A 13,501-nucleotide genomic window follows, 5' to 3' on the forward strand; every position below is an offset into this window, starting at 1 on the left:
TGCGAATTGCATATAATTGTAAGTTGTTTTGTTCTACCCTTACTTTATCAGAATGAAACTTAGAGAACAACTGTTCTAATTATCCACAAACGGCAGTGGATAACCTGTGATTAATTTGTTTATAAATGGGAAATTATTAATAAAATCAATGTGTATTTTGTGTATAAGGTTATCCACAGGACTGGAAATGGTTGGATTTTGTCGAAAAGTTTTTTGAGATTTTTTTAAAAGATTTTGAATACTGGCGAATAGATAGTGTTTTTGTCGACCTTTAGCGGGTTAAATTCTTTATTTCTAATCTATTTATATGTTTGTTTTGAATACGAGGATAAAATTGGGTATGATGTTAACGGTATGATAGGAATTTATTTAATGAGGTGTAATGAAATTGCTAAAGCATTTTTTGCCGGACCAGCATGTGAAAAGTATATTTGAAATCCAGCCTGAGAGCTTAAAGGAAAAGGGCGTAAAGGGCATCATAACAGATCTCGACAATACACTCGTTGAATGGGACCGACCGAGTGCGACCCCAAAGCTTATCGAGTGGTTTGATAATATGAGGAAACATGAAATTCTCGTAACGATTGTCTCGAACAATAATGAAAAAAGAGTCAGGGCATTTTCGGATCCCTTGCAAATACCGTTTATCTTTCAGGCTAGAAAACCAATGACCCGTGCATTTAATAAAGCATTAAAACAAATGGGGTTACGCAAAGAAGAAACTGTCGTGATTGGTGACCAGCTTTTAACCGATGTACTTGGCGGAAACAGAAGCGGTTTTCATACGATTCTCGTTGTTCCGGTTGCACAGACGGATGGGTTTGTGACCAGGTTCAACAGGAAAGTAGAAAGAAGAATTTTAAATTGGTTCAGGAAACAAGGAAAGCTTAATTGGGAGGACTAAGATTTGAGTGAGCAATTTAACTGTACAGGTTGTGGAGTAAAAATACAGACGGAGAAACCAGAGGAATTGGGATATGCCCCGGCATCTTCATTGGAAAAAGAGGTTGTCGTCTGCCAGAGATGCTTCCGTTTGAAAAATTATAATGAAATTCAGGATGTTAGCCTGACGGATGACGACTTTTTAAAAATATTGAATGAACTGGGCAGCAAGGATGCCCTGATTGTCAAGATTGTTGATATTTTCGACTTCAATGGGAGCTGGCTGCCAGGAATCCAGCGTTTTGCCGGAAAAAACCCAGTATTACTGATTGGCAATAAGGCCGATCTTGTTCCTAAATCGGTCAAGCAGCGGAAATTGATTGACTGGATGAAGAAGGAATCCAGGGAACTGGGGCTCAATCCGATTGATGTATCCCTCGTCAGTGCTGCAAAAGGATATAATATCAGGGAAGCTGCTGCGGCAATAGATGAATATCGCAATGGCAAGGATGTTTATATTGTAGGCTGTACAAATGTAGGGAAATCTACGTTTATTAACAGGATCATCAAGGAAGTGACAGGGGAAGGAGATATCATCACGACTTCTCACTTTCCGGGAACTACCCTTGATATGATAGAAATTCCGCTAGAGGATGGTAAAGCGATTGTTGATACACCAGGTATCATAAACCATCATCAGATGGCGCACTACGTGGATAAGCGTGATTTAAAGTTCATTACACCTAAAAAAGAGATCAAGCCGAAGGTATACCAGTTAAATGAACAGCAAACCCTGTTTTTTGGCGGTCTGGCCCGTTTTGATTATATATCCGGCGGCAGGAGATCCTTCTCCTGTTATGTGCCGAATGAAATCGACATACACCGGACTAAGCTTGAAAAGGCGGATGAGCTGTATAAGAATCATGCTGGTGAGCTGCTGACACCGCCGCGCCGTGAGCAGATGGATGAATTCCCTGAACTTGTCCGTCATGAGTTCACCATCAAGGAAGCAAAAACGGATGTTGTTTTTTCGGGGCTTGGCTGGGTAACGGTCAATGACGCAGGCGCCAAAATCGCCGCGCACGTCCCTAAAGGCGTTCATGTTATGCTGAGAAGGTCACTTATTTAGAGCCATGTAATGGCCGTCATTAAAATGTTACGCGATCCAACTTAAATAGAAAGGGCGGGAGAGGAATTGAAAAAATTGTTCGGTGTCATCGGTGATCCTATTGCGCATTCGATGTCTCCTGCCATGCACAATGATTTATTCGGGCTTTATGGAATCGATGCTGTTTACCTGCCTTTCCATGTAAGCAAAGGGAATCTGGCAGATGCTGTAAAAGGTTTGAAAGCGCTGGGTGTGAACGGATTCAATGTAACCATTCCGCATAAAACAGAGATCATGGCGCACCTTGATAAAGTTGATCCACTGGCAAAAGCAATAGGAGCGGTCAACACTGTCAAAAACGAAAATGGCCTTCTGGTAGGCTATAATACGGATGGTCCTGGCTTTGTTAAAGGGCTTGAATATATGGCTGCTGATCTTGGTTCAAGATCAGCTTTGATTATTGGTGCAGGTGGAGCTTCGAGGGCGATTTACTTTTCGATGGCCCAGGCAGGAGTTGAGCGAATAGACCTTTATAATCGCACACCTGAAAAAGCTGAGGAACTTGCAGCATCCTGCCCTTTCAAGGTGAATACAAATGTTCTTGGCCGCAAAGAAGCTGAAAAATCACTGGCTGAATACCAGCTGATCATACAGACAACTTCTATAGGTATGGTGCCAGATACAAAAAGTTTGCCGCTGTCTCCTGAAAACATAGCCCAAAATACGATAGTTAGTGATATAATTTATAATCCATTGCAAACAGAGTTTTTAAAAGAAGCTTCCAAAAAGGGAGCTGAAATCCAGAATGGTGTAGGAATGTTTGTTTTCCAGGGAGCGCTGGCTTTTGAAAAATGGACAGGGATTTTTCCTGACGTTTATAGAATGGAAATGAATGTTTTAAGAAATTTAGGAGGTTAACATATGTTAACAGGTAAGCAAAAACGTTTTTTAAGATCGAAAGCCCATCATCTCACTCCGATTTTTCAAGTTGGAAAAGGTGGGGTAAATGAAAATATGGTCAAGCAAATCGCAGATGTGCTTGAAGCGAGAGAATTGATCAAGGTTAGCATCCTGCAGAACTGTGATGAGGACAGGGACACTGTGGCTGAACAGCTTTCCCGCGGTGCCAAAGCAGAGCTTGTCCAGGTAATCGGCAATACAATTGTTTTATATAAAGAGTCCCGAGAAAATAAGCAAATCGTTCTTCCAAGATAATTACTGGGAGGTGCCTGTTTGAAAAAGGTTGGCATTTTAGGCGGAACCTTCAACCCGCCGCATACCGGACATTTAGTGATTGCAAATGAAGTGCTGCATGCCTATGGGCTGGATGAGGTTTGGTTCATGCCGAATCAGGTGCCGCCTCATAAAACAGTGGATGAGCCAATCAGCCAATCAGACAGGCTGGCTATGCTCGATCTTGCCGTAGCTGATAACCAGCAATTCAGGGTTGAAAAAGCAGAGCTCGACAGAAGTGGTCCATCTTACACGTATGAAACGATGAAAATATTAAAAGATATGTATAAAGAAATTGACTTTCATTTTATCATTGGCGGAGACATGGTTGAATATCTGCCAAAATGGCATAAAATTGATGAATTAGTGAAAATGGTCAAGTTTGTCGGTGTCAGCAGACCTTCTTACAGTACAGAAACCTCTTACGATATTCTTTATGCAGAAACACCGCAAATGGACATTTCATCAAGTATGATTAGAGAAAGAGTAAAGGGTGGAAAGAGCATTCGCTATCTGCTGCCCGATTCTGTCAGGGTTTATATAGAGGAGCATGGCTTATATGGAACGTGAACAAGCACTTCAGATTGTGAAGCCGCAACTAACTGAACACCGTTACCAGCATACTCTTGGCGTGATGGAGACAGCCATCAAGCTTGCCGGGAAATATGGAGCAGATACAAAGAAAGCGGAACTGGCTGCTATTTTTCATGATTACGCTAAATTTCGCCCAAAGGATGAAATGAGGCAGATCATCGAGGAACAAAAAATGCCGGCAATCCTGCTCGAGTTTAACAGTGAACTCTGGCATGCGCCAGTAGGAGCGTATCTTGCAGAAAAAGAAGCGGGCATCAATGACAAGGAAATCCTTGATGCAATCCGGTATCATACATCAGGAAGGATTGGTATGACGCTTCTTGATAAGGTCATCTATCTGGCTGATTATATTGAACCAGGCCGTCATTTTCCTGGAGTGGACGAAGTCAGGAAGATGGCAGAAGATGATTTGGACATTGCATTGGTCCAATCGATGAAAAATACCATTCAATTTTTAATGAAGAAAAACCAGCCGGTCTTTCCGGATACTTTCAATGCATACAACAACATCGTACAAAATTCAGGAGGTTGATTTAATGAGTGATCGCGAATTATTAATGACAGCGGTAAAAGCAGCGGATGATAAAAGAGCAGAAGATATTATGGTACTGAACATGAAAGGCATATCATTGATAGCCGATTATTTCATCATTTGCCACGGGAATTCTGATAAGCAGGTACAGGCGATTGCCCGAGAAATCAGGGAGAAGGCTGAAGAACAGGGACATAGCCTGAAGAGGATGGAAGGTTTTGATGAAGCAAGATGGGTGCTGATTGATATCGGTGATGTGGTTGTCCATGTCTTCCACAGAGAAGAGCGAAGCTACTATAATCTCGAGCGCCTATGGGGAGATGCTCCGATCGAAAACGTACAGAGTGAGTTGAATTAATGTCTTACGAACGTTTCGCTTATTTGTATGATGAGCTTATGCAGGACGTTCCCTATGATGAATGGGTTTCAATAGTAGAGGCATACAAAGAGAAATTTCAAGTGAACGGAATGAAGCTCCTCGATCTCGCATGCGGCACCGGGGAGCTATCTGTAAGATTTGCGCAAAAAGGCTTTGATGTCACCGGCGCGGATTTATCAACGGATATGCTCTCAGTAGCCCAGGCAAAAGCTCAGGAGATGTCATTGCCAATTCAATTTTTCCAGCAGGACATGACGGAACTTGATGAATTAGGTGAATTTGATATCATTGGCATCTTTTGTGATTCCCTGAATTATTTGGAGGATGAACAGGCAGTCCGGCAGACCCTTGAAGGGGTGCACCGCCTCTTGAAAAAAGGGGGCTTATTTCTGTTTGATGTCCATTCTGTCTATAAAATGGAACAAATTTTTGCCGACGCGACATTTACCTGGGATGATGAAGACATCACTTATATTTGGAATAGCTTCAAAGGAGAAGGTGCGCACAGTGTTGAACATGAGCTCACTTTCTTCGTCCGTGATGAATCATCAGGTAAATATGACCGAGTCGATGAAGCTCATTACCAGCGTACATATCCAGAGAATTCTTATGTGAAATGGCTGGAACAGGCAGGCTTTGCGAGTATCGAGGTCACCGGGGACTACTCTATGAAAGCCCCCGAGCCAACAGCTGAGCGATTGTTTATTGCTATGATCAAGAAGTGAATTTAAAAGGCTCCCGATTCTTCGGGAGCCTTTCTGTACTAAATTTGTCACATTTATATAGGAGGATTATTAAGACCGACAGAGAAATCTTTTAAGGACCGAATTGTTCCTTCGTTTTCTCCAGTTCTTTTGCGAATTTTTTATGTGTGGCTTGAAACAGTTGTTCAAACATATCTCCCGTTTCACTTTCCAATACCTTGATTCCTTCTCCTGTTATACCGCCTTTAACGCAAACCTTTTCCTGCAATGTTTGTAAAGTATAATGATTTTGGCTCAGAAGTTCTCCTAAACCGATTAGCATCTCACTTGAAAGCTTGGTGGCAGTTTCCTGGTCAATTTCCGTTTCCTTGACAGCTGCATTGATAAAACTCTGCACGAGATGACTGAAGAATGCTGGACCGCAGCTGACAATATCGGACGCCACTCTTGTAATATTCTCCTCGATCTCCAGAGGAACAGAAACCTTTTTAAATAGGGTAAACAGTGCTTCCCTCCATTCTGTCTTGCATCGGGTTCCAAATGAGAATAGTGAAACACCGGCCAGCGCCCTGTTCGTGATGCTTGGTATTATTCTCATGACAGAACAATCCACAATGCTTTCAATTTGTTCCACACTGATTGGGCTTGTTATCGAGATTACGCATTTATCCCTTGTAAGCACAGGATTAATGGTCTCGAGGACTCCCAAAACATGATGAGGCTTCACGCAGACGAAAATGACGTCAGCGTATTCAGCAACTTCTGCAGCATTCTTTCCAACTGATAAGCCTGGATATATTTTTTGAATCTCTATCGCTTTTGATAAGGTCCTGTTTGTAATCATCATTGAAGAAGGGGAAACGGCATTCCCATCAATGAGAGCTTCGGCGAGAATTCTCCCCATATTCCCTGTGCCTATAATCCCTATTTTCATAACCCTTCCCTCCTTCACACATTTATTCTCCTATATCCATATGATTTCAAATTTCAGTTTATGACATATAGAAAGGTGTTGACATTTAATGGACTGGATCAAGGAAAACAAAATCTATATTATAGCAGGAATGAGCGCTTTATTATTTTTTCTCTATTCCTCCTTCGATAAAGAAGCAGAGATGACCGAAATGAATGAAAAAGCTTTGGCTGTGGCTGTCAACGAAGAAACTGACACAATTGAAAACAACAAAACCATAGTCGATGAAGAAGCAAAACCGATGATGGCTGATATCAAAGGAGCTGTCGTCAATCCGGGCGTCTATCAGATCAATGAAGGGGGAAGGGTAATTGACCTGATCGAACTGGCTGGAGGCCTTGAACAGGATGCTGATACGGCTGCCATCAATTTTGCGCTGTATGTCCATGATGAAATGGCGATATACATACCGAGGATCGGCGAGGAGGTTAAGGCAGTTTTGCCAGCCCAGTTGGAGGAGAGTGCAGGGAAAGGGACAGTAAACCTTAATTCTGCCGAATCCAGCGATCTGCAGACTTTACCCGGGATAGGACCTGCAAAAGCAGACGCAATTATTAAGCACCGGGAAACCAACGGTCCGTTCAAATCAATCGAAGACTTAAAGGAAATCAGCGGGATAGGGGATAAAACATTCGAAAAACTGAAGGACCTGATTTCAGTTAAGTAACTGCATGGAAATTGACTCTTTGATGATAAGTATTAAAATTAGAGACAGGGAAAGGGCTTATTAATAATGCCTTTACATATTTTGAGTCTTTGAAGGGGGAAAACAGCATGGAACGAAAGAGTTGGGATCAATACTTTTTGGATATCGCAGAAGAAGTAGGCACGCGCTCTACCTGCCCGAGGCTGCATGTTGGGTGTGTCATTGTAAAGGACAAGCACATTGTGTCAACTGGCTACAACGGTTCTATACATGGGCATGACCACTGTGAGGACGTCGGCTGCCTGATCAACGAGCAAGGAAGATGCATCAGGACCCTGCACGCGGAAGAGAACGCAGTCATCCATGCAGACAGAGGTCTTCTAAAGGGTGCAACAGCCTTTGTGACTCATGAGCCTTGCGAAAAATGCTCCAAGACACTTGCGCAATCAGGGGTTTCAAGGATCGTGTACCGCAGCGCCTATCCTAACAAGTATAATGAACTGTTCTTAAGGGATGTAGAGGTTGTCCACTTATCTAAATAATGAGATTAAGGACTAAAAAAATATGAAGCCAATTCGATTTGGGCCAATGAAAGGGCAGCTGTTTTTCTTGGCGGCTGTCTCCTTATTGGGTCTGCTGACAATCACTGAAAAACAGCTCGCATACATGGCATTGTTTCTGTTCGGCATCATCCTGTTAAGAAAGTTGGAAAAACTTCCTGCTACCCATCTGATGTTGATGACCGTCTGCTATTTCTTATTTTTAGCTGCAGGATACTTTGATTCCGTTCAATTTGAAACACAATTTACCGGCAGGGAAAAAGGCTTCCTCATTTTTTTTGATGATGAAATCCAAGTGGATGGCGACCTCCTTTTTGCTTACGCTCTAGCAATGCCCACCCATGAAAGGCTTTCCGTAAGATATAAAATCAAGTCATTAACGGAACAACAATCAATTCAAGAACTCCTCATCCCCGGGATATACTGTCAAGCTTCAGGGACCCTTAATCGTCCATCACCTGCGCGAAATCCCAATGCGTTTGATTACAATCAGTATCTTCAACGAAACAAAATTTCCTGGATTTTAAATGTCGATACACTTTCACTGGAAACCTGCTCTCAACAAACAGGTATTATAACAGCACTAAAAGCTTTCAGGCATAGAGAAATTGCCAGGATCAAATATTCCATGCCTGAGGAAACCTCTGCTCTAACAGCAGCGTTGATATTTGGTGAAAGGATTCTCTTCAATCCCGAAACAGAACGTTCATATCAGAAAATCGGAATCGTGCATTTACTGGCGATCTCCGGCCTTCATGTTGGGTTGCTTACAGGTATGATTTATTTCATTTTAATCAGGGTGGGAGTGACGAAGGAAAAAACGGAAATACTGCTAATGATATTCCTGCCAATTTATTCTATTATGACCGGCCTTGCTCCGCCTGTTGTCAGGGCGGCAGCCATGTTAATGATGCTGATCGGCTCAAGGCGTTTAGCGCTGCGAATGACTCCGCTCGACGCAGTATCGGCAGCCTTCATGATCATGGTGCTCTTCCAGCCCCTCATTGTATTTGATGCCGGATTTCAGCTTTCTTTCGCTGTCAGCTTCTCCCTTATCATTTCAGCACCGGTTATACTCAAATCCTCATCATCATTTCTAAAACAAACAGCCGGGGCTTCTTTTATAGCCCAGCTCTCAAGTCTTCCGGTCATCCTTGCCGCCTTTTATGAAGTTTCTGCGATTTCGATTTTCGCCAATCTCCTTTTTGTGCCGCTATTCTCATTTGTTCTGCTGCCGATTTTGTTATTATCCTATATTATTTTGTCAATTTTGGGAGAGCTGCCTGTATTCTTCTTAAACCTTCTGGAGAATCTTATCCACCTGGTGAATTTTGTGGCCATTCAATTATCAAAGCTTCCGGTGTCGACAATCATAATCGGTAAGCTGGAACCAATTTTGCAGATTTTGCTAATCATTTTGATTCCATTCTTTTTTTTCATTTGGGAAGGATTTGTGATGAAAAAATTAAAGCCACCTCTCTGGATTTTTGCAATTCCGGTTATACCGCTTTTAATCCAAGGCGTCTTGCCCTATTTGAACCCTTATGGGCAGATTGTATTCCTGGATGTCGGTCAGGGTGACAGCATTTTCATTAAGATGCCATATAATCAGGGAAATTACCTTATCGATACAGGCGGTGTCATGCCTTTTGAAAAGGAAAACTGGCAGCAGAGGGGAAGTTCTTTTGACCCCGGTAAAAAAATTGTCGTTCCATTTTTAAAAAGTGAAGGGATCAGGACTTTGGACAAAATGATTTTAACCCACGGAGACGCGGACCATATAGGGGGAGCTAATGCTATATTGGAGGAAATAGGGGTAAAGCAGCTGATCATACCGCGTATATCGGACCGATCTGATTTAGAGCAAAGTATAATTAATATTGCCAGGGAGAAAGGTATAGATGTGTATTTAGCAGGGATGGGCACTGGATGGAAAACTGCCCAAGGAGATTTCTTGATTCTTAACCCCAGTGAAAGCATGGGAGATCGAAACGACCAGTCAATTGTTCTTCAAGCAGCAATTGGAGGAAAGAAATGGCTTTTTACAGGCGATCTGGGCATTGAAGGAGAAAACGCAATGGCCCGGAAAATCACTGATTTTGACATCGACGTTTTGAAGGTAGGGCATCATGGCAGCAAATATTCCAGTTCGGATCTTTTCCTGGAGAGGACAAACCCGGACTTTGCAGTCATTTCCGTTGGAGAGAAAAATAGGTATGGGCATCCTGGTGAGGAAGTCATCAAAAGGTTAGAAGAGCGTGGCATCCTGATTTTCAGGACCGATAAAGATGGCGCCATCATTTATAAGTTTACAGGCAATTCAGGAACGTTTACGACTCAATTTCCATAGTATATAGCAGGAACAAAAAGTTTTCTCCCCTGATAATCACGAAACATGAAAAGAGACTGCATTTAAGTAAATGCAGTCTCCAAAAGTTTATCCTATGTAGCCGTGATTAACTCCCGATTAACTGCACGACTGTCGCAATAATGAACATTGTTGCAAAGAATCCAAAAGAAACGATGAATCCAACACCTGAGTCAACAGCGTCATTACGATTGCTTTGGACATTTTCTTCGAATTGATTCACAGTCAATCCCCCCTATTAATTCTATAATAGTATAAGCGATTCAAATTAAAAAATCCAGTGTTTGTCTGCTTAGCATTCGAAATGAAGAGATAAGAACAATTCTGCAGGCTTTCCTCTATTTTGTGCCATGTACCAAGAGTTGTCACAAATACTTTTCCCGCCTGCGGCTAAAATAATCTTAACTTCGATGCACCGCTGAGATTTAAGTATCCTAGGCCTTATATCTCAGCGTTCAATATAAATAGGGGAATTGGCCCGGACCTGGGGTCAATTCCCTTAGAATGCTTGTCAAAATGTCCAAGCTTCTTTACGATAGATATATGGCAAAACTGGATTGAACGGAGCGAAAAAAGTGGTATTGGACATTTGGAAAAAAATCAGCAAAAAACAGGTTGACCCTGTTTACTTAATGTTTGGAACAGAAAGCTTCCTGATAAATGAAACAAAGCAGATGCTTGTGGACCATGTATTGAATGAAGAAGAAAAAGATTTTAATTTCTCAGTTTACGACTTAGAAGAAACGCCAATTGAGGCAGCGCTGGAAGATGCTGAAACTTTCCCGTTTATGGGAGAAAAAAGATTGGTCATCCTGCAAAATCCAGTGTTTTTGACTTCGGAAAAGTCGAAAAGTAAGGTCGAACATAACTTAGCGAAGCTGGAGGAATATCTTTCCCAGCCTGCGCCCTATTCAATCGTTGTTTTCTCTGCCCCATACGAAAAACTGGATGAACGAAAGAAGGTAACGAAGGAGTTAAAGCGGAAAGCAACGGTCATAGAAGCCAAGAAGCTGAGTGAACAAGAAACAAAAGCCTGGGTAAAAGAACGCGCTGAGGCAAATGGAGCTGTGATCAATAGCGATGCAATCGAGCTTCTATTGACGCTTGCAGGGACGAATTTGTTCATGCTGACTTCTGAAATTGATAAATTGGCACTTTATGCCGGAGAAAACCAGCCAATCAGCAGGGAGATTGTCGATCGTCTGACTGCAAGATCGTTGGAACAGAATATATTCTCACTCGTCGACAAGGTTGTCCACCGAAATGTTGAGTCTGCCTTGAGGATTTATTATGATCTGTTAAAACAAAACGAGGAACCGATTAAGATTCTGGCCGTGATTACGGGCCAATTCAGGCTGATTTATCAGGTGAAGGAGCTGGCTCGAAAGGGTTATGGGCAGCAGCAGATCGCAGGGGCTTTGAAGATCCATCCGTTTAGGGTAAAACTGGCAGCCGGACAGGCAGGTGCATTTTCTGATGAGGAATTGACCAGGATTATGAAGCTTCTGGCAGGCGCTGATTACCAGATGAAAACCGGCGGCATGAAAAAAGAAATGCTGATTGAAATGATTTTGTTCCAGATCAATGGCAGGAAATGATTATTTACATAGGCTCTTTTCTCAGATTTGGTTGTTATTGAATACAAGATTGGATTGGTTTACCTGTATATCTTCGTAAAGTTGACGCTTCTAATGAGAAAAGAGCATGCAAACCAGCAAAATGCCTTATATTACGTTAAAATCGGCTTTAGGATTTTAACAACATCTATACAAAAACAGCCTTTACATAGGAGGCAAAATAAAAAAACGACCCGAAAAGGTCGTTTTTTTATTAGCAGTATGAAAAAAAATTAGCCATTAGCTTGTAATTTTTTCATTAAACGGGCTTTTTTGCGGGCAGCTGCGTTTTTGTGGATAAGACCTTTAGCTGCTGCTTTATCAAGCTTGCTAGCTGCTTGAGCATATGAAGCCTTTGCATCAGTATCGTTGTTTACGATTGCTGATTCAGCTTTTTTAACTGCTGTACGCATAGAAGATTTTACAGTAATGTTTTGAGCTTTGCTCGCTTCACTAGTTTTCACACGTTTGATTGCAGATTTAATGTTTGGCATTCCGTTCACCTCCTAAAAAGCATCGAGATTTTATGGAACTCGACATTTCCAGTACATTTCTTATTTATTAAGAACAAATGATATTTTATCAAACAGGGGGTAATAATGCAATACTCTGCATTAATTTAAGTCTAGTGTATCGTGAATGTTTTTTTATGTAAAAGGAAAAGATAGGCAATAGTATGCTGTTTAGCAGCCAAACTGTGTTGGGAGGAATGCGACAATGAAGGAACCGGTAGACTTGAGCATGTATTCAATCAGGACTGACCTGGCTGTGGAAGCGAGGGAGATGGTGCTGGCAGACCAGGCGGCAACTGTCCATACCCAAGAAAATCTCTCCCATATTGAAGGCGTCATCATAAAGGAAAAAGAAGAAAATGATATAAAAATTTCCCTGGTTGAGGTGACCGCTGAAGGAGAAAAGAGCCTTGGCAAAAAGCAGGGGCAGTATTTGACAATCGAAGTAGTCGGCATACGCCAGCAGGACACCGAGCTGCAAGGAAAAGTGGAGAAAGTATTCGCTAACGAATTTGCCCATTTTATCAAACAATCCGGGATTAAGGAAGATGCATCCTGTCTTGTAGTTGGTTTGGGGAACTGGAATGTTACTCCTGATGCTTTAGGGCCGCTTGTATGTGAAAATTTATTGGTGACTAAGCACCTGTTCGATCTTCAGCCTGAAAGCGTAGAAGAAGGCTATCGCTCGGTCAGTGCACTTTCTCCAGGGGTAATGGGTTTAACGGGTATTGAAACCTCTGATATTATTTTTGGGGTCGTCGAGAAAACGAAGCCTGACTTTGTCATTGCAATCGATGCGCTCGCTTCCCGTTCAATCGAAAGAGTCAATTCGACAATCCAGATTTCAGATACTGGTATTCACCCTGGGTCGGGCGTAGGTAATAAAAGGAAGGAAATAAGCAAAGAGACGCTGGGTATTCCAGTAATTGCTATCGGAGTTCCGACAGTAGTAGATGCTGTTTCGATTACAAGTGATACGATTGACTTCATTTTGAAACATTTTGGAAAGGAAATGAGAGAAGGTGATAAGCCTTCGAGATCACTTGTGCCGGCCGGGATGAGTTTCGGCAAAAGAAAGAAACTGACAGAAGAGGACCTGCCGGAAGCAGAGCAACGTCAAACCTTCCTCGGAATGATAGGAACGCTGGATGACGAAGAAAAGCGGAAGCTGATTTATGAGGTTCTGTCTCCATTGGGCCACAACCTGATGGTGACTCCTAAAGAAGTGGATGTGTTCATAGATGACATGGCAAATTTGATTGCCAGCGGGCTCAATTCTGCGCTTCATTCGAATATTGACCAGGATAATACGGGGATGTACACGCACTAGGGCTATTTCATTTGATAGGTTTGTTTCAAATATATTACGAATGGATTCGATGTTCTATCTTCTC

The 13,501-nt window shown here is 42.2% G+C and carries 16 protein-coding genes; 13 read left to right on the top strand and 3 right to left on the bottom strand.

The genetic code is table 11. The features are described 5' to 3' along the window. The first annotated feature begins 388 nt into the window (after positions 1 to 388). The 8 genes from J7I80_RS15805 (at position 389) to J7I80_RS15840 (ending at position 5,453) form a co-directional block, all read left to right on the top strand. On the top strand, positions 389 to 904 hold the full coding sequence (locus J7I80_RS15805) for a YqeG family HAD IIIA-type phosphatase (protein ID WP_214739305.1): 516 nt from the start codon (positions 389 to 391) through the stop codon (positions 902 to 904). 3 nt (positions 905 to 907) lie between these two features. Beyond that, positions 908 to 2,011 (top strand): ribosome biogenesis GTPase YqeH, encoded by a 1,104-nt coding sequence (yqeH, locus tag J7I80_RS15810; RefSeq protein WP_214739308.1) that lies wholly within the window; start codon positions 908 to 910, stop codon positions 2,009 to 2,011. Positions 2,012 to 2,077: 66 nt separating this feature from the next. Further along, complete coding sequence (gene aroE / locus J7I80_RS15815; RefSeq protein WP_214739310.1) at positions 2,078 to 2,908, top strand: shikimate dehydrogenase; 831 nt, start codon at positions 2,078 to 2,080, stop codon at positions 2,906 to 2,908. Positions 2,909 to 2,911: 3 nt separating this feature from the next. Continuing rightward, on the top strand, positions 2,912 to 3,205 hold the full coding sequence (gene yhbY, locus J7I80_RS15820; RefSeq protein WP_192470819.1) for a ribosome assembly RNA-binding protein YhbY: 294 nt from the start codon (positions 2,912 to 2,914) through the stop codon (positions 3,203 to 3,205). Between the two features lie 18 nt (positions 3,206 to 3,223). Beyond that, on the top strand, positions 3,224 to 3,793 hold the full coding sequence (locus tag J7I80_RS15825) for a nicotinate-nucleotide adenylyltransferase (protein WP_214739312.1): 570 nt from the start codon (positions 3,224 to 3,226) through the stop codon (positions 3,791 to 3,793). Then, on the top strand, positions 3,783 to 4,349 hold the full coding sequence (gene yqeK / locus J7I80_RS15830; protein ID WP_214739314.1) for a bis(5'-nucleosyl)-tetraphosphatase (symmetrical) YqeK: 567 nt from the start codon (positions 3,783 to 3,785) through the stop codon (positions 4,347 to 4,349). Before J7I80_RS15825 ends, yqeK begins: the two co-directional genes overlap by 11 nt. A gap of 4 nt (positions 4,350 to 4,353) precedes the next feature. After that, entirely contained in the window at positions 4,354 to 4,707 is a 354-nt protein-coding gene (rsfS, locus tag J7I80_RS15835; RefSeq protein WP_192470822.1) for a ribosome silencing factor, read from the top strand. Continuing rightward, positions 4,707 to 5,453: a class I SAM-dependent DNA methyltransferase gene (locus J7I80_RS15840; protein WP_214739316.1), complete on the top strand. Its 747-nt coding sequence runs from the start codon at positions 4,707 to 4,709 to the stop codon at positions 5,451 to 5,453. Before rsfS ends, J7I80_RS15840 begins: the two co-directional genes overlap by 1 nt. 91 nt (positions 5,454 to 5,544) lie before the next feature. Here the strand turns inward: J7I80_RS15840 and comER are convergent, their stop codons facing one another. Then, the gene (gene comER / locus J7I80_RS15845) at positions 5,545 to 6,366 is read right to left on the bottom strand and encodes a late competence protein ComER (RefSeq protein ID WP_214739318.1); all 822 of its coding nucleotides are present in this window, start codon (positions 6,364 to 6,366) and stop codon (positions 5,545 to 5,547) included. An 88-nt stretch (positions 6,367 to 6,454) separates the two neighbouring features. On the opposite strand from comER, the gene J7I80_RS15850 reads away from it, so the two are divergent. From J7I80_RS15850 to J7I80_RS15860, 3 genes are all read left to right on the top strand, one after another. Then, on the top strand, positions 6,455 to 7,072 hold the full coding sequence (locus J7I80_RS15850; protein ID WP_214739321.1) for a helix-hairpin-helix domain-containing protein: 618 nt from the start codon (positions 6,455 to 6,457) through the stop codon (positions 7,070 to 7,072). A 107-nt stretch (positions 7,073 to 7,179) separates the two neighbouring features. Further along, positions 7,180 to 7,593 carry a deoxycytidylate deaminase gene (locus J7I80_RS15855; RefSeq protein WP_214739323.1) on the top strand — a complete coding sequence of 138 codons (414 nt, stop codon included), beginning with the start codon at positions 7,180 to 7,182 and terminating at the stop codon, positions 7,591 to 7,593. A 22-nt stretch (positions 7,594 to 7,615) separates the two neighbouring features. Next, positions 7,616 to 9,961 (top strand): DNA internalization-related competence protein ComEC/Rec2, encoded by a 2,346-nt coding sequence (locus J7I80_RS15860; RefSeq protein WP_214739325.1) that lies wholly within the window; start codon positions 7,616 to 7,618, stop codon positions 9,959 to 9,961. Between the two features lie 106 nt (positions 9,962 to 10,067). Here J7I80_RS15860 and J7I80_RS15865 read toward each other — a convergent pair whose 3' ends face one another. Continuing rightward, positions 10,068 to 10,202 (bottom strand): YqzM family protein, encoded by a 135-nt coding sequence (locus J7I80_RS15865; RefSeq protein WP_023627242.1) that lies wholly within the window; start codon positions 10,200 to 10,202, stop codon positions 10,068 to 10,070. A 352-nt stretch (positions 10,203 to 10,554) separates the two neighbouring features. Here J7I80_RS15865 and holA point away from each other — a divergent pair, with 352 nt between their 5' ends. Continuing rightward, on the top strand, positions 10,555 to 11,577 hold the full coding sequence (gene holA / locus J7I80_RS15870) for a DNA polymerase III subunit delta (RefSeq protein ID WP_214739327.1): 1,023 nt from the start codon (positions 10,555 to 10,557) through the stop codon (positions 11,575 to 11,577). Between the two features lie 251 nt (positions 11,578 to 11,828). Here holA and rpsT read toward each other — a convergent pair whose 3' ends face one another. Continuing rightward, complete coding sequence (gene rpsT, locus J7I80_RS15875) at positions 11,829 to 12,089, bottom strand: 30S ribosomal protein S20 (protein ID WP_214739330.1); 261 nt, start codon at positions 12,087 to 12,089, stop codon at positions 11,829 to 11,831. A gap of 223 nt (positions 12,090 to 12,312) precedes the next feature. Here rpsT and gpr point away from each other — a divergent pair, with 223 nt between their 5' ends. Then, positions 12,313 to 13,437 (top strand): GPR endopeptidase, encoded by a 1,125-nt coding sequence (gpr, locus tag J7I80_RS15880; protein WP_214739332.1) that lies wholly within the window; start codon positions 12,313 to 12,315, stop codon positions 13,435 to 13,437. Positions 13,438 to 13,501 lie beyond the last annotated feature (64 nt).

The organism is Bacillus sp. ISL-41 (genome assembly GCF_018613235.1).
GTDB lineage: Bacteria > Bacillota > Bacilli > Bacillales > Cytobacillaceae > Mesobacillus.

Excerpts from the sequence above, each read along its gene's own strand:
- yhbY (WP_192470819.1), top strand. The coding sequence starts at position 2,912 with ATGTTAACAGGTAAGCAAAAACGTTTTTTAAGATCGAAAGCCCATCAT.
- yqeK (WP_214739314.1), top strand. The coding sequence starts at position 3,783 with ATGGAACGTGAACAAGCACTTCAGATTGTGAAGCCGCAACTAACTGAA.
- rsfS (WP_192470822.1), top strand. The coding sequence starts at position 4,354 with ATGAGTGATCGCGAATTATTAATGACAGCGGTAAAAGCAGCGGATGAT.
- J7I80_RS15840 (WP_214739316.1), top strand. The coding sequence starts at position 4,707 with ATGTCTTACGAACGTTTCGCTTATTTGTATGATGAGCTTATGCAGGAC.
- comER (WP_214739318.1), bottom strand. The coding sequence starts at position 6,366 with ATGAAAATAGGGATTATAGGCACAGGGAATATGGGGAGAATTCTCGCC.
- J7I80_RS15850 (WP_214739321.1), top strand. The coding sequence starts at position 6,455 with ATGGACTGGATCAAGGAAAACAAAATCTATATTATAGCAGGAATGAGC.
- J7I80_RS15855 (WP_214739323.1), top strand. The coding sequence starts at position 7,180 with ATGGAACGAAAGAGTTGGGATCAATACTTTTTGGATATCGCAGAAGAA.
- J7I80_RS15860 (WP_214739325.1), top strand. The coding sequence starts at position 7,616 with ATGAAGCCAATTCGATTTGGGCCAATGAAAGGGCAGCTGTTTTTCTTG.
- rpsT (WP_214739330.1), bottom strand. The coding sequence starts at position 12,089 with ATGCCAAACATTAAATCTGCAATCAAACGTGTGAAAACTAGTGAAGCG.
- gpr (WP_214739332.1), top strand. The coding sequence starts at position 12,313 with ATGAAGGAACCGGTAGACTTGAGCATGTATTCAATCAGGACTGACCTG.